General features: G+C 66.4%; 18 protein-coding genes. 6 read left to right on the forward strand and 12 right to left on the reverse strand.

The annotated features are described in order from the left end of the window. Window positions 1–170 precede the first annotated feature (170 nt). Window positions 171–644, forward strand: coding sequence for an Lrp/AsnC family transcriptional regulator (locus tag AAHB16_RS14240; protein WP_150374712.1), 474 nt, complete (start codon window positions 171–173; stop codon window positions 642–644). Between the two features lie 20 nt (window positions 645–664). Here AAHB16_RS14240 and AAHB16_RS14245 read toward each other — a convergent pair whose 3' ends face one another. Next, entirely contained in the window at window positions 665–2,092 is a 1,428-nt protein-coding gene (locus AAHB16_RS14245; RefSeq protein ID WP_150374711.1) for an aldehyde dehydrogenase family protein, read from the reverse strand. Between the two features lie 114 nt (window positions 2,093–2,206). Here AAHB16_RS14245 and AAHB16_RS14250 point away from each other — a divergent pair, with 114 nt between their 5' ends. Beyond that, window positions 2,207–3,091, forward strand: coding sequence for a LysR family transcriptional regulator (locus tag AAHB16_RS14250; RefSeq protein ID WP_150374710.1), 885 nt, complete (start codon window positions 2,207–2,209; stop codon window positions 3,089–3,091). 9 nt (window positions 3,092–3,100) lie between these two features. Here AAHB16_RS14250 and AAHB16_RS14255 read toward each other — a convergent pair whose 3' ends face one another. After that, window positions 3,101–3,433 carry a thioredoxin family protein gene (locus AAHB16_RS14255; protein WP_150374709.1) on the reverse strand — a complete coding sequence of 111 codons (333 nt, stop codon included), beginning with the start codon at window positions 3,431–3,433 and terminating at the stop codon, window positions 3,101–3,103. A gap of 41 nt (window positions 3,434–3,474) precedes the next feature. Next, window positions 3,475–5,856, reverse strand: a complete 2,382-nt coding sequence (locus AAHB16_RS14260) for an ATP-dependent DNA helicase (RefSeq protein ID WP_342051179.1) — start codon at window positions 5,854–5,856, stop codon at window positions 3,475–3,477. Window positions 5,857–6,001: 145 nt separating this feature from the next. On the opposite strand from AAHB16_RS14260, the gene AAHB16_RS14265 reads away from it, so the two are divergent. Then, window positions 6,002–6,805 carry an exodeoxyribonuclease III gene (locus AAHB16_RS14265; RefSeq protein WP_342051180.1) on the forward strand — a complete coding sequence of 268 codons (804 nt, stop codon included), beginning with the start codon at window positions 6,002–6,004 and terminating at the stop codon, window positions 6,803–6,805. Window positions 6,806–6,857: 52 nt separating this feature from the next. Here the strand turns inward: AAHB16_RS14265 and AAHB16_RS14270 are convergent, their stop codons facing one another. The 4 genes from AAHB16_RS14270 to AAHB16_RS14285 form a co-directional block, all read right to left on the reverse strand. After that, entirely contained in the window at window positions 6,858–7,478 is a 621-nt protein-coding gene (locus AAHB16_RS14270) for a TetR/AcrR family transcriptional regulator (protein WP_342051181.1), read from the reverse strand. Window positions 7,479–7,706: 228 nt separating this feature from the next. Then, a complete protein-coding gene (locus AAHB16_RS14275) occupies window positions 7,707–8,081 on the reverse strand; it encodes a hypothetical protein (RefSeq protein WP_150374706.1) in 375 nt (124 codons plus the stop codon). Window positions 8,082–8,364: 283 nt separating this feature from the next. Then, a complete protein-coding gene (locus AAHB16_RS14280; RefSeq protein ID WP_150374705.1) occupies window positions 8,365–9,075 on the reverse strand; it encodes a fumarylacetoacetate hydrolase family protein in 711 nt (236 codons plus the stop codon). 34 nt (window positions 9,076–9,109) lie between these two features. Then, window positions 9,110–9,532: a VOC family protein gene (locus AAHB16_RS14285; RefSeq protein ID WP_342051182.1), complete on the reverse strand. Its 423-nt coding sequence runs from the start codon at window positions 9,530–9,532 to the stop codon at window positions 9,110–9,112. Window positions 9,533–9,657: 125 nt separating this feature from the next. Between AAHB16_RS14285 and AAHB16_RS14290 the strand changes: the two genes are divergently transcribed. Further along, a complete protein-coding gene (locus tag AAHB16_RS14290) occupies window positions 9,658–10,542 on the forward strand; it encodes a LysR family transcriptional regulator (protein WP_150374703.1) in 885 nt (294 codons plus the stop codon). Between the two features lie 21 nt (window positions 10,543–10,563). Here the strand turns inward: AAHB16_RS14290 and AAHB16_RS14295 are convergent, their stop codons facing one another. Further along, a complete protein-coding gene (locus AAHB16_RS14295) occupies window positions 10,564–11,880 on the reverse strand; it encodes an MFS transporter (RefSeq protein WP_342051183.1) in 1,317 nt (438 codons plus the stop codon). A gap of 58 nt (window positions 11,881–11,938) precedes the next feature. Continuing rightward, on the reverse strand, window positions 11,939–12,526 hold the full coding sequence (locus AAHB16_RS14300; RefSeq protein ID WP_150374701.1) for a TetR/AcrR family transcriptional regulator: 588 nt from the start codon (window positions 12,524–12,526) through the stop codon (window positions 11,939–11,941). Between the two features lie 122 nt (window positions 12,527–12,648). On the opposite strand from AAHB16_RS14300, the gene AAHB16_RS14305 reads away from it, so the two are divergent. Then, on the forward strand, window positions 12,649–13,413 hold the full coding sequence (locus tag AAHB16_RS14305) for an SDR family NAD(P)-dependent oxidoreductase (RefSeq protein ID WP_150377309.1): 765 nt from the start codon (window positions 12,649–12,651) through the stop codon (window positions 13,411–13,413). A gap of 207 nt (window positions 13,414–13,620) precedes the next feature. Then, window positions 13,621–15,567: a methyl-accepting chemotaxis protein gene (locus AAHB16_RS14310; RefSeq protein ID WP_342051184.1), complete on the forward strand. Its 1,947-nt coding sequence runs from the start codon at window positions 13,621–13,623 to the stop codon at window positions 15,565–15,567. On the opposite strand, the gene AAHB16_RS14315 is transcribed toward AAHB16_RS14310, so the two are convergent. The 3 genes from AAHB16_RS14315 to cfa all read right to left on the reverse strand — a co-directional run bounded on the left by AAHB16_RS14315 (window position 15,568) and on the right by cfa (window position 19,192). Further along, window positions 15,568–16,623: a BON domain-containing protein gene (locus tag AAHB16_RS14315; protein WP_342051185.1), complete on the reverse strand. Its 1,056-nt coding sequence runs from the start codon at window positions 16,621–16,623 to the stop codon at window positions 15,568–15,570. It abuts the gene before it with no gap. Between the two features lie 226 nt (window positions 16,624–16,849). Beyond that, window positions 16,850–17,794, reverse strand: coding sequence for a patatin-like phospholipase family protein (locus AAHB16_RS14320; RefSeq protein ID WP_150374699.1), 945 nt, complete (start codon window positions 17,792–17,794; stop codon window positions 16,850–16,852). Between the two features lie 162 nt (window positions 17,795–17,956). Beyond that, window positions 17,957–19,192, reverse strand: coding sequence for a cyclopropane fatty acyl phospholipid synthase (gene cfa, locus AAHB16_RS14325; protein ID WP_150374698.1), 1,236 nt, complete (start codon window positions 19,190–19,192; stop codon window positions 17,957–17,959). Between the last annotated feature and the right edge of the window lie 235 nt (window positions 19,193–19,427).

Genomic DNA, 19,427 nt, shown 5'->3' on the forward strand with positions numbered 1-19,427 from the left:
GCGGGCGGGGACAAAAGATGCGATATTCCCGACTTCGGTGCACCATCCCTGCCAGCAGCGAACCATTCGAGTGTATATTCGCGCCCGCAAAATAGGATTTCGTAACATCCCAAGGGAAACCCTAGGTTGTGAGAGGAAATTTCGTAGAACTACGATAAGGAGAAATCGACGTGCAGAATCCGGAGCTCGATCGAACCGACCGGCGCTTGCTGGGCGTGCTGCAGGAACATGGACGCGCCTCCAACCTCGAACTGGCCGAGGCCATCAGCCTGTCGCCGGCGCAGACGCTGCGGCGGCATCGCCGGCTGGAAGAGGCCGGCATCATCAAGCGGTACGAGGCGCGGCTCGATAGCGCGGCGCTCGGGTTTGGGGTGACCGCGTTCATCCACGTGACGATGGAACGCGGGCACATCCGGGACTTGTCCAGGTTCAAGGGGCTGGTGGCCGAACTCGCACAGATCCAGGAGTGCTTCTCGGTGACGGGCGATATCGACTACGTGCTCAAGGTCGTGGCGCGCGACCTCAAGTCGCTGTCCGACTTTCTGCTCGATACGCTGATGCGCATACCGGGCGTGAGCGGCGTAAAGTCGAGCGTATGCCTCGACGAGATCAAGTGCACGAGCGCGATGCCGCTCGAGACCTGATCTCCCGTATCGTCCTCGGATCAAGCGGCAAATACGCCGAGCGTGGACTTCGGTTCGAGGAAGGCCTCGAGCCCGAACGTGCCGTACTCGCGGCCGAGGCCCGACTGCTTGAAGCCGCCGAACGGTGCCTTGGGCTCGTGCGCGAGCGTGTTCACCAGCACGCGTCCCGACGCGATGCGTGACGCCACGCGCCGGGCGCGTTCCGCGTCCTTGCCCATGACATACGCGGACAGTCCATACGTGGTGTCGTTGGCAATCGCCACCGCGTCCGCTTCGTCGCGATACGCGATGATCGACAGCACGGGCCCGAAAATCTCCTCGCGTGCAATCGTCATGTCGTTGCGCACATCGGTGAACACCGTCGGGCGCACGAACCAGCCCGCGGACAAGCCATCGGGACGGCCCGGTCCACCGGCCACGAGCGTCGCGCCTTCCTCGAGCCCCACGCCGATATAGCGCTGCACGCGCTCCCACTGACGCTGGCTCACCATCGGACCGATGGCCGTGGCGGGGTCCGAAGGCAGGCCCGCCGGAAACTGGCCGATGGCGTCGCGAATATGGGCTTCGAACTCGGCCTTGCGCGCGGCGGGCACGAGAACGCGCGTGCCCGCGATGCAGGCCTGCCCGCTGTTCATAAAGCCGGCCTGCAGCACCATCGGCACGACTTCCGCAAAATCCGCGTCGTCGAGGACGATCGTCGGCGACTTGCCGCCGAGCTCGAGCGTCACGCGCTTGAGCGTGTCCGCCCCGGCGCGCACGATGGCCTTGCCCACCGCGGTGGAGCCCGTGAACGAGATCTTGGCCACATCGGGATGCGCGGTGATGGCCGCGCCCACCACATCGCCACGGCCCGTCACGATATGGAACGCTCCCGGGGGCAGGTCGGCTTCATGCAGCGCCTCGGTCACGATGCGCGTTTGCAGCGCGCTCATCTCGCTGGGTTTGATGACCGCCGGGCAGCCGGCCGCGAGCGCCGTGGCGAGCTTGCCCGTGATAAAGCTGGCATTGGCATTCCACGGCGTGATGAGGCCGGCCACGCCGACCGGCGTCATCGTGACTTCCGCGGTGCCCGCGCGCCGCGCGAACGGATAGTCGCGCAGCACGTCGGCGGTATGCGCGATGACGTCGGCGGCATAGTCCACCATCCAGCGCGCGCGGCTGATCGGCGCGCCATATTCCTCGATGACCGCGTCGAACAGTTCCGCCTCGCGCTTGCGGACTGCGGTTTCCATCCGCGCGAGCCATGCAAGCCGTTCTTCGCGGCTGGCACTGGCGATGCGCGGCAAGGCGGCCTTGGCGGCGGCGATCGCCGCGCCGGCGTCGGCCTCGTCGGCGAGCCGCACGCGGCCGATGGTCTGCTCGGTGGCCGGGTTGAAGAGATCGAACCATTCTTCGCCGTGCGGGGTGACGAAGGCGCCGTTGATATAGATCTTGTCGATGGTGTGCATGGTGAGCGTCAAATAGCGGGAAAGTTGGGTTGCTTTCAATGTAGGCGCGCACCATTGGCCCGTCTAGCCATACAATCGAGGATGAATCGTTGAATAGATCGGGATAATTCGAGGATGCAGACCAGTGGCTTACAGGAACTCGAGGCGGTGCTTGCGGTGGCCCGGCACAAAAGCTTTCGCGCGGCGGCGGTAGAACTCGGCGTCTCGACCTCGGCGCTATCGCACGGTATCGCGGCGCTCGAAGGCCGCATCGGCGTGCGGCTGTTCAATCGCACCACACGTAGCGTGGCGTTGTCGGAGGCCGGCGCGCAGTTCGTCGATAACGTGGCGCCGGCGCTGGCGTCGATCCGCGACGCGCTGACGCAGGCGGGCAGCTATGGCGAAACGCCGCGCGGCACGCTGCGCATCAATACGTCGGTCGGCGCGGCCAGACAGGTGCTGCCGATCTTTCTCGAATACGGCCGGCGTTACCCCGACATGCAACTCGACGTCGTCACCGAGGGCCGGCTGATCGATATCGTCGTGGCGGGATTCGACGCGGGCATCCGGCTGCTCGAAGCCGTGCCGCAGGACATGGTGGCCATCCCGTTCGGACCCGATCAGCGCATGGTGGTGGTGGGCACGCCCGGGTACTTCGAGAAGCATCCGGTGCCGCAGTCGCCGATGGATCTGCTGCAGCATCGCTGCATCCGCGCGCGCATGGCGAGCGGGTCGATCTATCGCTGGGAGTTCACGCGCCATGGCGAGATGCTCGAGGTGGACGTGCCCGGCCCGATCACGCTCGACGACGCGTCGCTGATGACGGCCGCCGTGCGCGAGGGCGAATGCCTGGCGTACCTGAGCGAATGGAACGCGCTGCCCGATATCGCGGCCGGGCGCCTCGTGCGCGTGCTCGAGGACTGGACGCCGTCGTACGGCCGGCTGTGCCTGTATTACCCGAGCCGCCGCAATATCCCGGCGGGCCTGCGCGCGCTCGTGGAGATGATGCGCGAGGCCTGAATGGCTGGGTTAGCCGGCGGCCTCGATACTCGCCATGGCTTCCGCGATGGCGTTCGCGTCGGTGGGCCGCACGAGGCGCGCGACTTCCTGCCCGTCGCGCAGGAACACGAGCGTGGGCCAGAGCTTGACGCGGAACGAACGGCCGAGCGGCCGGCCGCTGCCGTCCTCGATCTTGACGTGGCGGATGGACGGATGCGTCGCGAACGCGGTCTCGATCAGCGGCTGCGCGCGCATGCAGAAGCCGCACCACGGGGCGCCGAACTCGAGCAGCGTGGCGCCGGACAGCGCATCGATCTCGGCGCGCGCCGGTTCGGTGGCGGCAAAGGTCTTGGTCATGCTCATCGTTAGGTGTCTCCTGGTCTCGCGGATGAGGTGGCCCACGCTTACGCGAAAATCGCGCCAGCGGCATCCGGCCCGGATTGCGAGTCGTGCTGAAGCGCATTGTGCCGCGAAAATTCACGATGTGCAGGCCGCCACCACGCGGGCAACAATGCAAGAATTTCCGCATCGGCAAACCGATCGTCGATGAGCCAGACCACACCCCGATCCGCATCGGTACGGATGACCCGGCCCGCAGCCTGCACCACCTTGCGCAGTCCCGGATACAGGTACGCATAGGCATATCCCTGTCCGAACAGCTGCTCCATGCGCTCGCGCAACTGCTCGTTGACGGGATTGATCTGCGGCAGCCCGAGCGTCGCCACGAACGCGCCGATCAGCCGGTCGCCGGGAAGATCGACACCCTCCGAAAAGCTGCCGCCCAGCACCGCGAAACCGATGCCGCGTCCGCCCGCGACAAAGCCATCGATAAACGCGGCCTGATTCGCTTCGTCCATGCCGCGCGCCTGCAGCCGGCACGGCACGTCCGGGTAGTGACGCGCGAACAGTTCGGCCGCGCGTTGCAGATAGTCATGGCTGCTGAAGAACGCAAGGTAGTTGCCGGGCCGCGCCGCATATTGCTCGCCCATCAGCTGCACGAGCGCGGGTAGCGTACGGTCGCGGTCGCGATAGCGCGTGGAGATGCGCGTGGCGATATGGACGTCGAGCTGCTCGGCGCGGAACGGCGAGGGCACCTCGACCCACGCCGTGCGCGCGGGCAGCCCGAGCATGTCGTTGTAGTAATCGACGGGCTGCAGCGTGGCCGAAAACAGCGTGGTCGAATGCGCGCCGGCAAAGCGTGGGCGCAGGAATGGCGCGGGCAGCAGATTGCGCACGCATGGCAACGCATCCACGCCACGCGCGGCGGACCGAACATCGCGGGGCCGACGCGTGAGATCGAACAGCGAATGCTGGCCGCCGTGCTCCGCCATCTGCTCGGCCAGGCGCACGAACTGCAGCGCGTCGAAATAGAACCGTTCGAGCTCGGCATCGTGGCGTTCGTGCGCGGGACCGGCGGCGCTCATCTGCTCGAGGATCGCCGCGCAGCATTGCGTGAGCGCATCGATAAAGCCCGCCGGGGCCGTCTCCATCCTCTCGTAAGCGGCATCGCCCTGGCGTGCCAGCGCGCGCCATTGCCGGTTGACGCGCTCGATCGGCTTCGCCAGCCCCTTGGGGGCCGTCTTGCGCATCGCGCGGAACGCGATGGGATCGAGCTCGGCCGTGTACATCGCGCGAGCGCGTTCGACGAGGTTGTGCGCTTCATCGACGAGCACACTCACGCGCCAGCCGTTGATCACGGTGAGCGCGTACAGCATCGCGTTGCGGTCGAAGTAGTAGTTGTAGTCGGCGACCACCACATCGCTCCAGCGCACCATCTCCTGTGCGAGGAAATACGGACAGATCGCATGCGCGCGCGCGATCTCGCGCAAGGCCCCGCGATCGAGCCGAAGGGTGTGACTCGCCGCGTCGCTCGCCGCCTCGCGCGCGGCGGGCAGCCGGTCGTAGAACCCGTGCGCGAGCGGACACGAGGCGCCATGGCAGGCCAGCTCCGGGTGTTCGCAGGCCTTGTCGCGCGCGACGAGTTCGATCACGCGCAGCGGGCCGCCATCGCGGCCGCGCAGTTTTGCCGTGGCCTCCAGTGCCACCGCGCGGCCCGTCGAGCGTGCCGACAGGAAAAACAGCTTGTCGATCTGCTGCCCCGGCATGGCCTTGAGCGCGGGGAACACGGTGCCGATGGACTTGCCGATACCGGTCGGCGCCTGCGTCAGCAGCGTGCGGCCCGAGGCATTGGCCTTGTAGACCGACTCGGCCAGCGTGCGCTGCCCCGGCCGGAAGTCGTCGTGCGGAAAGGAGAGAGCGGCCAGGCCGGTATCGCGCGCATGCCGATGGGCCAGCTCGCGTTCGGCCCATGCGAGAAAGCACTGGCACTGGCGTTCGAATGCCTCGCGCAGCATGGCCGCGTCGCAGCGCTCGGTTTCCACGCGTTCCTGCTGGCTCAGGATGTCGAAGTAGACGACCGCGACCTCGATCTCTGCAAGATTTTCCTGCGCGCATAACATCCACGCGTAGGTTTTAGCCTGCGCCCAGTGGAGCGCGCGATGGTTGTCGGGCACCGCCGCGCCTTCGCCGCGCACGGTCTTGATTTCTTCGAGCCGGTTGGCGGCGCGGTCGTAACCGTCGGCCCGGCCTCGCACGCGCAGGCCCGCGAAGTCCATGCTCAGCGCCACTTCCGCGCGATAGTCCGCGCCGCGCCGCCGCGTCACCACGCCATGGCCCGCCACGCCTTCCTGCGCCGTGGGCGAGGGCGTAAAGCGCAGGTCGAGGTCGCCGGCCTTGGCCGTAAACTCGCACAGCGTGCGCACTGCGACGGTATAGCGCGGAGACAAGACAGAGGGGGCGTCGGACAAGGCTGGGCGGGGCAACCGGTGGACAATCGGTGAACTGTATGAATATACAGTGTCCGTCGCCGGTGCGGGAAGGATTCTTGCAGCGGCCTCCCGCATGACCGTCCCGTTGTCTACCATAGGTCTCATGCGCAAGCCAAAATCCCTCAAGATCGCCACGTTCAACATCAACGGCATCCGCACGCGCCTGCCCGCGTTGCTGGCGTGGCTCGAACGCGAAGCGCCCGATGCCGTATGCCTGCAGGAGCTGAAGACCATCGACTCGGGCTTCCCGATCGACGAGATCCGCGCGGCCGGCTATGGCGCGATCTGGCACGGGCAGAAGTCGTGGAACGGCGTGGCCATTCTGGCGCGCGGCGCGGACCCGATCGAGGCGCGGCGCGGCCTGCCGGGCGCGGAAGACGATACGCAGAGCCGTTACCTCGAGGCAGCGGTGCAAGGCGTGCTCGTCGCCTGCCTCTATCTTCCCAACGGCAATCCGCAGCCCGGCCCGAAGTTCGACTACAAGCTCGCGTGGTTCGAACGGCTGATCCGCCATGCAAAGGGGCTGTTCGACAGCGGCCATCCGGTGGTGCTCGCGGGCGACTACAACGTGGTGCCGACCGACGACGATATCTACAACACGCGCTCGTGGCTCAAGGACGCGCTATTGCAGCCCGAGTCGCGTGCTTGCTATCGGCGGTTGCTAGACCAGGGCTGGACCGATGCCCTGCGCGCGCGGTATCCGGACGAGCGGATCTATACGTTCTGGGATTATTTCCGGCAGCACTGGCAGACCAATTCGGGGCTCCGCATCGATCATCTGCTGCTGAGCGCCGATCTCGCGCCGCGTCTGACAGACGCCGGCGTCGATCGCTGGGTCCGGGGCGAGCCGCACGCGAGCGATCATGCGCCGACGTGGGTCACGCTCGACATGGGCAAGCGCAAATGACGACGCGCGCCGTTCCGCGGGGAAGGCGCGCGTTCGATATCGCCGGGCGCTCTTACGCCGGTATGGCTTCGACTGCCTCGCGCGGCGCGCGATGGTGCGCGGCCGGGTCGGTCGACACCGCGCCGATCAGCATGTCGGATGCGGCTTCGAAGCGATCGTTGGAGCCCGACATGCGGGCCGTGATCACACCGTTCTGCACGGCGCCGTAGATCACCTTGGCCAGCGCTTCGGGCGCGACGGCACCGGGGCAGCCACGGGCCTCTTCGGCACGTTGCAGCAGACGCGTGAGCCACGCTTCGTTCATCTGGAAGTGCGCCTGCAGCAGCGCGCGAACCTGTTCGGGCATCGTCACGACTTCCGCGGACAGCATGCCGGCAAGGCAGGCGTTGCCGAGGTCGATCGTTGCGTTCAGCGGTTGCAGGTATTGCCGCGCCTGTTCGGCCAGCGGGAGCGATGGATCGATCGCATGGATGCGATCGGACACGGATGCCGTATACAGCTTCACCGCTTCCAGAACCAGGTCGTCCTTGGTCGGGAAGTAGTAATGAATGCTTGAGGTCTTCACGCCCACAAGCTCCGCCAGGTCACGGTAGCTGAATCCGTTGTATCCGCGGCGCTGGATGAGAACCAGCGTGTGGGCCAGCAATTGGTCGCGTACGGATGTTGTTTTCATGACGCTTGTCTATCGTGGGATAGACCCTCCTTGTTACTACGCCGCCGATTCAGATCGACAGCGTTCGCGCAACTAGCGAGAGCAGCGCGCCACTCCCCAGGCAAAGCGCTACCCATCCGCCCAGAATCAGGGCACTGTCACGCCAACTCATTTGGAAACTCCGATTCATCCGGGGTCGATCGGCCGGCGGCGTCATGCCCAATCGATGCGGACGCCGCCGGTCTGTGATTACGCACGGGCACCGTCGGTGTAGACGTCGCGGGTGCGGGCACCGTCGGTGTACACGTCACGGGTACGCGACGGTTCAGCCGATACGCCGGTGCGGTCCAGGCCAGCCACCAGGCCATCGCGGTTGGTCACGCGGGCACCGTCGGTGTAGCCGTCGCGGTTGCTGATGCGCGCGCCTTGCGAATACACGTCGCGTGCATCGGTCACGCGAGCGCCTTGCGAGTAGACGTCGCGGGCGTCGTTGACGCGGAAGTTGTAGCCGTAGCGGTCGCCGGCATGCGTGCTGTCCACCGGGCCCTGGGCTTGTGCGGCGCCCGAAGCGAATGCTGCGGCGACGGCGAAAGTGGCGGCGGTGAGGATGGTCTTGGCATTCATGATCTGCTCCTTATTCGTTTTCGGTCGATGTTATCTACTACTAGATAGATTCGCGACGCTAAAAAAAAGACCGTTGCGGTGTTTCGAATCTGTTGCAGCGGCGTCCATGTCACGAAGAATATCTACTACTAGATAGATAAGCAAGGACTTTGTGCGAAAGAATTTGAGGCGTCGCTCTAATCTGAACCCGTATTTTCTGATAACGCATTGAAAAACAAGGAAAAACGGCGCTGGCACATTGCTGCGCCAGCGCCGCCGATCCTGCCATCGATCGTGTGCGCGATCAGCCGCGCTGCCCGATCTTGAAGGCGATTTCGCCCACGCCGTCCACACCGGCGGTCACCTTGTCGCCGGGCAGCAGCGCGCCGACGCCTGCCGGCGTGCCCGTGAAGATCACGTCGCCAGGGGCGAGCTCCATGCTCTCGGAGATATAGGCGATGACGTCGGCCACGGGCCAGATCAGTTCGTCGAGGTCGCCGACCTGACGTTCTTCACCGTTGACCTTGAGCCAGATCGCGCCTTTCTCGGGATGACCGATGCGCGAGGCCGGCTGCAGCGGACCGCAAGGGCCCGAAGCGTCGAAGGCCTTCGACCAGTCCCACGGCCGGCTCATCTTCTTGGCCACGTCCTGCAGGTCGCGGCGCGTGAGGTCCACACCGACCGCATAGCCCCAGACGAGATCGAGCGCCTGCGCGGGGCTCACGTTACGGCCGCCCTTGCCGAGCGCGACCACGAGTTCGATCTCGTGGTGCAGGTTCTCGGTCAGCGGCGGGTAGGGCACCGAGCCCTCGGCCGCCACGACCGCATCGGCCGGCTTGGTAAAGAAGAACGGCGGCTCGCGGTCCGGATCCTTGCCCATCTCGCGGGCGTGCGCCGCGTAATTGCGGCCCACGCAGAAGACGCGGCGGATCGGAAAGCGAGCATTGCTGTCTGCCACGGCAATGCTGGCCTGCGGGGCAGGGGCGATGACGTACTCGTTGGTGTCTGCGGTCATGGTTGACTCTTGGGTGTGAAAGGGTGTCTGGCGCTTATTTGGCAAAAACCTGCGAAAGGTCGCCGAATGCCTTGAACTCGAGCGCGTTGCCCGACGGATCGAGGAAGAACATCGTGGCCTGCTCGCCCACCTCGCCCTTGAAGCGGACATACGGCTCGATCACGAACCTGGTGTCGGCCGCGCGCAGCTTGTCGGCCAGGGCCTCCCACTGCTCCATCGACAGGATCGCGCCGAAGTGGCGCACGGGCACGTCATGGCCGTCCACCGCGCTGCTGCCGCGATGGCCGCATTCGTCGGGCGACAGATGCGCGACGATCTGGTGGCCGTAGAAATCGAAATCGACCCAGGCGTCGGAACTGCGGCCTTCGGGGCAGCCGAGCAGGTCGCCATAAAAGGCGCGCGCGGTCGCGAGGTCGTGAACGGGGAAAGCGAGGTGGAACAGCGGAATGGCGCTCATGGTTTCAGCGTGGTGTGGTAGGGACTGGCGTTGATTGTAAGCAGAAGCTTGCGTAATATGAAACGAATGATTTATGCCCTGAGCATCAGGATTTTTGATATGCATCCCGTTTCCGTCTTGCTGCCGTGATCCGCTATTTCCAGACCTTTCTCGTCGCCGCCGAAACGGCTTCGTTTTCGGCCGCCGGCGCGCGGCTGGGTCTGACCCAGTCCGCCGTGAGCATGCAGATTCGCCGGCTCGAAGAGGAGTTGGGCTGCCAGCTATTCGACCGATCCGGGAAATCGGTGGCGCTGAGCGAGGACGGCCGCCGGCTGCTCGACGACGCCACGCGTTTCGTGGCGCTCTATGCGTCGATGAAAGGGGCAGGCAGCCGGGCGCAGCCGGATCTCGCCCCGCTGGACCTCGGCGCGGTGTCCACGGTGCAGGCAACGCTGCTGCCCAAGGCCATGCATCGGTTTCGGGAGGGGTTTCCGAACACCCATGTGAATGTGGTGCCGGGCATGTCCACGCAACTGCTGACGCAGGTGGACGCGCGCGAGCTCGATATCGCGGTGCTGGTCAGGCCGCGGCTCGGGATTCCGCCCGAACTCAAATGGCTGCATCTGCTGGACGAGCCGTTCGTGGCGATTGCGCCCGCCGGTACCGGGAACGATCTGGCGACGGTGCTGCCGACGATGCCGTTTATCCGCTACAACCGCCATTCGACCGGCGGCCAGCTCGTGGACCGCTATCTGCGGCGGCACCGGCTATGGGTGCGGGAGGGCATGGAGCTCGACGAGCCCGCGGTGATCCTGCAGATGGTGGCCGAAGGGCTCGGATGCGCGATCATTCCCGCGGCGCTCGTGCCCGTGCACGAGACGCCGAAGGTGGAACTGGTGCCGATGCCGGGGCCGGCGCCGCAGCGCGAGATCGGGGTGCTGGTGCGACAGACCGCGCTCAAGCGCGAGTCGGTGGCGGCACTGATCGCTGCGCTCGAGGCCGAGAGCGCACGGTGGCGCGTCCCGGCCTGACCTGACCGCTTGCGGCGGATATCAGGCCTTGCTGGGCTGCCGGGGGACGCCGGCTTGCGCGGCCGGCTGCGAGCGGCGCACGGCTAGCGCCATCAACGCGGCGATCAGACACGCACCGCCCGCCACGTACAGTGCCGGCGCGTAGGTCAGCAGCATCGTGCGCGAGAGGCCCGCGCCGAACGCCGCCGTGGCCGCGCCGATCTGGTGCGCGGCGAAGATCCAGCCGAACACCATCGGCGCGCGGTCTCGGCCGAAAGCGCTGCCCGCGAGCTTGATGGTCGGCGGCACGGTGGCGATCCAGTCCAGCCCATAGAACATCGCGAAGATGGAGAGGCCGTAGAGCGTGAAGGTCGAGTGCGGCAGCCAGAACAGCGAGAGGCCGCGCAGCGCGTAGTACCAGAACAGCAGCTTGCGGCTGTCGTAACGGTCCGACAGCCAGCCCGACAGGATGGTGCCGACGAAGTCGAACGCGCCCATCATGGCCAGCGCCGAAGCGGCCGGCACGGCGGACATGCCGTAGTCCGCGCACAGCGAGATGAAGTGGGTCTGGATCAGGCCGTTGGTGGACAGCCCGCAGATAAAGAAGGTGCCGGCGAGGATCCAGAACGTCGGGTTGCGCATCGCTTCGGCCAGCACCACGAACGGCCCGCGCAGCGTGAGCGGTGCGGGCGGGGCGGCCGGCGCGGCCATGGCGGCGGCTGCCGGAGATTCGCCATAGGCGGGTTTGCCGATGTCGGACGGCCGGTTGCGCATGAACGCGAAGACGAGGCAGGCCAGCACCGCGCAGGCGATCAGCACCGGCAGCACGGCGACGCGCCAGCCCATATGCTCGATCAGCCAGGCCGCCACGGGCAGGAACGCCAGTTGCCCCGTGGCCGAGCTCGCGGTCAGCAGGCCGATGACGAGGCCGCGGCGCGCATGGAACCAGCGGTTGGCCACCACGGCGGCCAGCACCAGCGCGGTCATGCCCGAACCGATACCGAGCAGCAGGCCCCATGCGAAGAACAGCTGCCACAGTTCGGTGGCGACGGTGGCGAGCGCCATGCCCGCGCCGATCATCGCGAGCGCCGTGCATACGACGTTACGGACGCCGAAGCGCTCCATCAGGATCGCCGAGAACGGCGCCATCAGGCCGAACAATGCAAAGCGGAACGCGAGGATCGAGGAGATCTGGTCGGTGTCCCATCCCATTTCCTTCGTCAGCGGCTTGAGGAACGCGCCGGGAAGGCCGAGCGAAGCCGACGTGGTGAGCATCACGCAGAACGTGACGATGGCGATCAGCCACGCATAGTGGATGCCGTGCCGGTCGAGCCGGCGGGATAGGGCGTGCGCAAACATGGGCAGGTCTTGTTGTCGGTATGAGTGGTGCGGTTTGAGGGGGCGATTCGAGTCGTGATTACGGCTGAAGCAATTGGCGGCGCGCCGCCTCGATGATCTCTTCGGAGAGCGGATCGCCGCGCGAGGCACGGGCGATCGCCATCGTACCCACGAGTAGCGCGATCTGCGCAAGCGCGGTGTCGTTCGCTTCCGGAGTGTCGGGATTGGGCAACGTACTGCGCCAGGCATTGACCATGTCGCGCACCCCGGCCGCATAGACCGCCCGGATGGGCTTGTCGGCGGGCTCGCGCGCGATATCGCCGGTCAGCGCGGCCGCGGTGCAGCCTTCGCCGACGTGATCGCGATGGGTCGGGGACAGGTACGGGTCCGCGAGCCGGCGGCGTGCCTCCCGGCCGTCGCCGCCCGAATCGGCGATGCGCTGCGACCACTTTTCACCCGACTCGGCGAATGCGCGCGCGCAGGCAATCGCGGCGAGTTCGTCCTTCGAGCCGAAGTGCCCATAGAACCCGCCATGCGTGAGGCCGGCATCGGCCATGACTTGTGCCACGGTCACGCCGTGGAGTCCATACTCCTTGAACAGCCTCGACGAGGAACGCTCGATGTCGATCCTGTGTTGCTCGGCCACTGCCCGGGAAGCGCGTGCCATGGAGACCCCTGAAAAAATTAAACTTGACGCGAGTTTATATGATGAACATACTTTATTCAATAAATGTTGTTCGTCATGCAAAGCTCGTTGACCTGCCAAAGGAGTAAGTCGTGCCCAATTTCGTGTCCAAGCTGTTCGATATGTCCGGCCGCGTGGCCGTCCTGACCGGTTCCACCAAAGGCATGGGCCTTGCCATGGCCCGCGCGCTCGGCGAGGCCGGTGCCAAGGTCATCGTGTCCGGCCGCAGTGCCGAAGTCTCGGAGAAGGTCGCCGCCGAGTTGAAGGCCGAAGGCATTACCGCCACCGGCATTGCCTGCGACATTGCCGACAGCGCGAGCGTGGCGGCCTTCGCGAAAGCCGCGCTTGCCACTTACGGGCGCGTGGATGCGCTGGTGCTCAATGCCGCGGCCAGTGCCGTGGTCGGCACGATCCTCGGCCAGGGCGCCGACAAGCTCGACGACGTGATCGCGGGCAACGTGCGCGGCAACCTCGAACTCGTCAACGCGCTCGCGCCGCAGATGATCGAGCGCCGCGATGGCTCCATCACGTTCATGTCGAGCATTGCCGCGCGCCGCAGCTCGCCGATGCTGGCGATGTACAGCGTCTCCAAGGCGACGATCGACATGCTCATGCGCAACTTCGCGCAGACGCTGGGGCCGCACAATATCAATGTGAACAGCATCAACCCCGGTCCCGTGCGCACCGACTTCTCGCGCGATGCGCTGTGGGGCGATCCCGAGCGCGAGAAGTTTCTCGCCGGCAATATCCCGCTGCGCCGCATCGCGGAGGCCGAGGATGTCGCCGGCCTCGCGCTGCTGCTTGCCTCGCCGGCGGGGCGCTATATCAGCGGGCAATCGATCGGTGTGGATGGCGGCGTGACGGCCTGATCCCCGCGCGCAAGAACGCCGGTTACGGTGTCGGGCATCGCCCGTGCGTGCACCACGCACGGGCGTTTCAGGCGTAACCCGCACGCCGTTTGCACCGGTTCTGTGCGGCGCAAAAAATACTGCCGCCACACGCTTCATTCCTTGGATTTGCGGCCGATACAGGGGCTGTCATTCCCCCTTGCCATCTCCGTCGATCCAAGGAGCCTCGTGCCCGCTTTTCTGTCTCCCGCCGTGCGCCTGATGGCGCGTCTGTCCATCAACCGCAAGCTGCTGTTGCTCACGGTGCTGTTCCTCATTCCGCTTTGCGGCGCGCTGATCGCCGTGTTCGCGCAGTCCGTGCAGGCCATCGCGTCCACGCGCGACGAATTGCGCGGGCTGGTCATCGTCGAGCGCGCGCTCGACTTCATGCGCGAGACGCAGGTACGCCGTGGCGCGGCGAATGGCGTGCTGTCGGGCAACAAGAGTTTTCAGGCGACGTTCGATCAGGCCGACGCGAAGGCCAGCGAGCATCTTGCCGCGCTGCTCGCCGATGCGGCGGCCGTGCCGGCGTTCGAAGTGGAAGCCGACGCGCGCAAGCTCGACGAGGCGTGGCAGAAGATTCGCAGTCTGGGGCTGAACACGCCCGCGCCGCCGCTGTTCGACCGGCATACCGCGCTGGTCAAGCAGACGCGCCTATATATCGGCGACGTGGCGGACCGCTCGTCGCTGGCGCTCGATCCCGACGCAGGTTCGTACTACCTGATCAACCTGATGGTGTCGCCGATGCCGCGGCTGGCCGAACTCGGCGCGCTCGCCCGCGGGCGCGGCGCCGGCATCATCGCGCGCGGCGGGTTTGCCGATGCCGCGCAGCAGGCGGAACTGGCCACGCTGGCCGAACAGATCCAGGACGGCCTGGAGTCCGTGCGCCGCGATGTCGCGCGCGTGTCGCGAAGCGCGCCCGCGCAGCGCGAGCGCGTGGAGGCCGTGGCGAAGAAGCTGGCCGCGATGGACAACTTCTATCGCACGATGAAGGTCAGCATGCTGGGGTCGAGCGGCATTACGATCGATGCCAAAGCCTATTTTGCCGAGGGCACCGCCGCCATCGATGCGGTGTCCGATGCCATTCACGAGTTTGCCACCCTCACGCGCGAGATGCTCGACGCGCGCATGGCGGCCGAACAGCGCGAGCTGATCCTCCTCGGCGCTATCGCGCTGCTGACCGTGGGCGCGGCCTGTTATCTGTTCGCGGGATTCAGCGTGGGCATGCGCGACGACGTGCGCGATGTGACCGAGCTCGTCACCCGCATCAATGCCGGCGATCTCGGCGTGAGTGTGGAGGCACGCGGCCGCGACGAACTCAGTGCGGTCAAGCGGCATCTGATGTCGATGGTGGAAACGCTGCGCGGGCTCATCGGCGATACGAAGGAGGGCGCGCAGAACGTGCTCGTGGCCGCGAACGAGATCGCGCAGGGCAATACGGACCTGTCGCAGCGGACCGAGGAGCAGGCCTCGTCGCTGGAACAGACCGCGGCCAGCATGGAAGAGCTGACCTCGATCGTGCAGCAGAACGCGGGCAACGCGCAGCAGGCGAGCCAGCTGGCCGGCGAGGCGTCGCGCATCGCGAGCGATGGCGGCGAGTCCGTGGCGCGCATGCGCGAGACCATGGGCGAGATCGAAGCCGATTCGCGCCGTATCGTGGAGATTATCGCGGTCATCGACGGCATCGCGTTCCAGACGAATATCCTTGCGCTCAATGCCGCCGTGGAAGCGGCGCGCGCGGGCGAAGCCGGCCGCGGGTTCGCGGTGGTGGCGAGCGAGGTGCGCAGCCTCGCGCAGCGCGCGGCCAACTCGGCCAAGGAGATTCGCACGCTGATTTCGCAATCGGTCGATCGGGTCGCCTCGGGGAACGCGCTCGCGGGCCAGACCGCCGACACGATGCACGAGATTGTCGCGGCCGTGCGGCGCGTGACGTCGATGATGGACGAGATCAGCACCGCCTCGCACGAGCAGAGCAGCGGTATCGCGCAGGTCAATCAGGCGGTGACGCAGATGGATCAGGTGACGCAGCAGAATGCCGCGCTGGTGGAAGAGGCGGCCGCGGCCGCGCAGGCCCTGCACGAGCAGGCCCTGCGCATGGAGCGGTCGGTGAGCGTATTCCGGCTCACCGGCGCCTAGTTACGAACCGTTGAAGCCGGCCGCGATGGTGTCGTCGGTCGGCTGGCGTTCCACGCGGATATTGTTCTCCACCTCGGTCACGCCGAACGTGTTGTCGGCGATGTCCTCGATGTCGTACTTCTGCGCGCGGCGCTCGACGGTACCGTTCAGCGTGACGACGCCCTTGCTGACATCGACGCTGACGTCCCGCACGTTGACGCCGCTGGCGAACGTGAGCCGCTCGCAGATCTCGTCGCGGATGCGTTCGTCGCTACGCTGGAAGTTGCGCGGGCCTGTGCGTCGTCCGCCCACCGCCTTGCCGAAACGCTGGCCCAGATCCTCGGCGCGGCGATCGTCCCAGCGGTCCCCGGTGTAGCGGTCGTCCGCGCGCGTGTCCGGACGTGCGCTCTGGCGTGTGTCCTGGCGTGTGTCCGACCGTGAGTAGGCGCGCTCGTCGGTGTCCGTGCGGTCGTCGTCGGGCGACCCGAACCATTCTCCGAGCACCTCGCCGATGCGATGGCCGAGGTTGTACAGCATGCCGCGATCTTCCTGCGGGTGGAAGTCCGGGCTCTCGAACGCACGGCGCGCGTCTTCGCGATAGTTGCTGCCGTAGCGGCCGCCATCGTCATTGCCGTAGCCGGAGTCGGTCCAGTAGCGGCGGTCGCTGCGCAGTTCGTCGTAGTGGGTGTCCCTGCCATAAGGACGGTCGTCGTGCCGCAGGTTCTGGCGACGCATCGGTTGCGCCGCTTGCCGCGTTCGATCCTGATCGCGGTTGCGGAACATATGCGGGCGCAGTTCGCCCCAATCGTCCTCGGCCACATCGGACCACGACGGATCGTGGTCGGCCCAGGTCTCCTGGCCGTAGCCACCGTTCATGCCGTAGCGCAGGTCGCTGCCATGGCGGCGCTGGCTGTCGCGCCAGTGGTTGTCGCGCTGCTGGTTGTCGCGCTGCTGGGTGTCGCGCCACTGGCTGTCGCCTTCCGCGCCTTCCCAGGGCGGATCGCCGTCGTCGCGCATTTCTCCGTAGGCCCGCCAGGTCGGGTCCTGGCCAGGGCGGTACCGACCGGTATCGTTCATGCCCATTGCTGATCTCCTGTGGTTGCGGGATGGCCATCGGGCAGTGCCCGACGGCCGGCAGGAGAGAACAGCGGCAAGAACCGTACCGCGCCCCAGGCGGCGCGCGCAGGCACGCTTTCAGGCCGCACAGCGGCCCGCAAGCGGCGGGAGGGACACATTGAGGCGCTTAAACCCATGCGGCAACCGTGCAAGGTTGCCGCACCGCTTGTAAAGACTGCCTTCGGGCTCAGCCGTGCGAGTGGGGGTGGGAATGCGCCTCGGTGACGCCCGGCTGCGGCGGCACGCCGGTGATATCGGCGCTGCAGCTCGGCGAGGACTCGTCGTGCTCGTGCGGTTCGAGCGCGCCCGGCACGCGGCAGCTGGAGAGACCGTCCGCGCGCAGCCACGCCACCGTCGCGCTGGCCGCGCGGTCGATAAGCTCGCCGCAGCGCGTGTAGTCGTACGGGGAGACGTCGAGCGGACACAGCGGCGGCACCACGGCGATATGCGCATGATCGCGCCAGCGCTCCAGATCGTGCACGAGCTGGCGGGCGACCAGTAGCGACAGCGCGTTGAGCGCATGCTCGACGGCGCCGCGCGGCGGCCGGCGTTCCGCGCAGGCAAAGCCGGCGGGGAGCACGACGATACGCGTCGCGCCCAGCCGCACCGCCGTGGAGACCGGGGTGTTGTTGGCCACGCCGCCATCGATCAGCGCGCGGCCATCGACGTTCACGGGCGGAAAGACGCCGGGGATCGCCGCGCTGGCGAGCACGGCATCGACGATGCTGCCCGAGGACAGCACCACTTCGTCGCCAGAATGCATGTCCGTGGCCACCACATGGAGCGGCAGCGATGCCTGCTCGACGCGCGAGTCGCCGAAATGGCGCGACAGCAGCCGCTGCAGACCCATCGATTCGACCAGATGCCCGCGCTTGCCGCCCAGCATGCCGAACATGCTGCGCCAGGACCAGGGGAGAACTTCGGCGCGGCGGATGCTGCGCCACAGGCCTTCCAGCTTCGCCGTCCCTTCGGCATGCGGATGGCAGGCGAAGTAGGCGCCATTGATGGCGCCGGCGGATGCGCCGACCACCATATCGGGTTTGACGCCCCAGCCGACGAGTTCGCGCAGCATGCCTACCTCGATGGCCCCGAGGCTGCCGCCGCCAGCGAATACAAATGCGGTTTTTTCCATGGTTCGTTGCGGCGCACCATCGCCGGCATGGCTCTCATGTTTGTCGTTGTGCGACAGCATAGGCCACTTCGGCGTCGCCCAAAAGAGGGGAAATGCCAGAGGCGGGGCGTCCCCGCCCAAAGGCGTGGTGCGATGGCGACGGAAACAGGCGCGGCGGTGCGATCAGCGCACGGAGCGGTACATCCCCTGGCGGCTCCGGTGGGTCAGCACCACCTGCCACAGCTGGCCCTGCCGCGAGCGGAAAAACGCCGCGCAGACCAGCAGGTAGTACTTCCACATCCGGTAGAAGCGGTCGCCGTACTTGTGCTGCAGCGCGGGCCATGCGCGGACGAAGTTGTCCCACCACGCCATGAGCGTGCGATCGTAGTCGCGGCCGAAGTTGTGCCAGTCCTCGATCAGGAAGCGGTTCTCGACGGCGTCGGCGATCTCGGTGGCCGCGGGCAGCTTGCCGTTGGGGAACACGTACTTGTCGATCCACGGATCGGTGCCGGCGCTGCGCACGTCGATGCCGATCGTATGCAGCAGGAAGAGTCCCTCGGGCGCCAGCAACCGCTTTGCCGTCTCGAAGTACACGGGGTAGTTCTTGGGGCCGACGTGCTCGAACATGCCGACGGACACGATCTTGTCGAACTGGCCGTCCAGCTCGCGGTAGTCCTGAAGGCGCAGATCCACGGGCAGGCCCTTGCAGCGTTCCTGCGCGAGTGCGAGCTGTTCCTTCGAGACGGTCACGCCCGTGACATGCGCGCCGTAGTGTTCGGCCGCGAACTTCGCCAGGCCGCCCCAGCCGCAGCCGATATCGAGCAACGTCTCGCCGGGCTTGAGTTCGAGCTTGCGGCAGATCATGTCGAGCTTGGCGTATTGCGCCTCCTCGAGCGTGGTGGCGTTGGCCCAGTACGCGCACGAGTAGATCATGCGCGAGTCGAGCATCGCCTCGAAAATATCGTTGCCGGCGTCGTAGTGCTGCTCGCCCACCTGGAACGCGCGGCCACGCGACTGGAGGTTCATCACGCGGTGGCGCAAATGTTCGAACAGCAGCCGCGCGCGCGCGCGGCCCACGGCCGCCGATTCGATATTGGTCGTGAGCAGCCGCGTAAACAGACCGTCGAGATCGTCGCACTCCCAGTCGCCATCCATAAAGGCTTCACCGAAGCCGAGGGACCAGCTGGTCAGGATGCGGTGATAGAGGCGGGGGTTGAGGACACGGATGTCCCAGGGGCGGTCGCCGTTGAGGCGGACATCGGCATGGGCGAGGATATCGACGATGACCTGGGGAGGTTCGGTGCTGGGAGCGGACGGTCGCGGCGGAGAAGCCGCCTGACCCGATAACGTCTGCGGCGGTACACCCGGTACCGGGCCGGATGGCGTGGCTGAACGATAGTCTGCATGCCCGTTTTGCATCGGAACTTCCTCCCATCTTGCGCTGAACCTAAGCGGAAATAAGCGAAACTTCGACGACGTGCGGCCGCCGGAGCGACCGCACTTATTATGCCTCTGTGTTGCAACTTGTGCTTAAAAGTACGTCAGGTTCGCAGCGTCCGCAACGTAGACCATGGTATGAACTATGAAAAACGCCCGCTGACCGTTGGGGATCGACGGACGCGGGCGGCAGGTCTGCAAGCGGGAGGCAGGCGGG

This window comes from Cupriavidus sp. OTU4054 (assembly GCF_038440175.1).
In the GTDB taxonomy this organism is placed as follows: Bacteria; Pseudomonadota; Gammaproteobacteria; order Burkholderiales; family Burkholderiaceae; genus Cupriavidus; species Cupriavidus pauculus_D.

Excerpts from the sequence above, each read along its gene's own strand:
- AAHB16_RS14255 (WP_150374709.1), bottom strand. The coding sequence starts at position 3,433 with ATGAGCATGACCAAGACCTTTGCCGCCACCGAACCGGCGCGCGCCGAG.
- AAHB16_RS14315 (WP_342051185.1), bottom strand. The coding sequence starts at position 16,623 with ATGAACGATACCGGTCGGTACCGCCCTGGCCAGGACCCGACCTGGCGG.
- cfa (WP_150374698.1), bottom strand. The coding sequence starts at position 19,192 with ATGCAAAACGGGCATGCAGACTATCGTTCAGCCACGCCATCCGGCCCG.
- AAHB16_RS14300 (WP_150374701.1), bottom strand. The coding sequence starts at position 12,526 with ATGGCACGCGCTTCCCGGGCAGTGGCCGAGCAACACAGGATCGACATC.
- AAHB16_RS14280 (WP_150374705.1), bottom strand. The coding sequence starts at position 9,075 with ATGACCGCAGACACCAACGAGTACGTCATCGCCCCTGCCCCGCAGGCC.
- AAHB16_RS14265 (WP_342051180.1), top strand. The coding sequence starts at position 6,002 with ATGCGCAAGCCAAAATCCCTCAAGATCGCCACGTTCAACATCAACGGC.
- AAHB16_RS14295 (WP_342051183.1), bottom strand. The coding sequence starts at position 11,880 with ATGTTTGCGCACGCCCTATCCCGCCGGCTCGACCGGCACGGCATCCAC.
- AAHB16_RS14320 (WP_150374699.1), bottom strand. The coding sequence starts at position 17,794 with ATGGAAAAAACCGCATTTGTATTCGCTGGCGGCGGCAGCCTCGGGGCC.
- AAHB16_RS14270 (WP_342051181.1), bottom strand. The coding sequence starts at position 7,478 with ATGAAAACAACATCCGTACGCGACCAATTGCTGGCCCACACGCTGGTT.
- AAHB16_RS14285 (WP_342051182.1), bottom strand. The coding sequence starts at position 9,532 with ATGAGCGCCATTCCGCTGTTCCACCTCGCTTTCCCCGTTCACGACCTC.
- AAHB16_RS14275 (WP_150374706.1), bottom strand. The coding sequence starts at position 8,081 with ATGAATGCCAAGACCATCCTCACCGCCGCCACTTTCGCCGTCGCCGCA.
- AAHB16_RS14250 (WP_150374710.1), top strand. The coding sequence starts at position 2,207 with ATGCAGACCAGTGGCTTACAGGAACTCGAGGCGGTGCTTGCGGTGGCC.
- AAHB16_RS14245 (WP_150374711.1), bottom strand. The coding sequence starts at position 2,092 with ATGCACACCATCGACAAGATCTATATCAACGGCGCCTTCGTCACCCCG.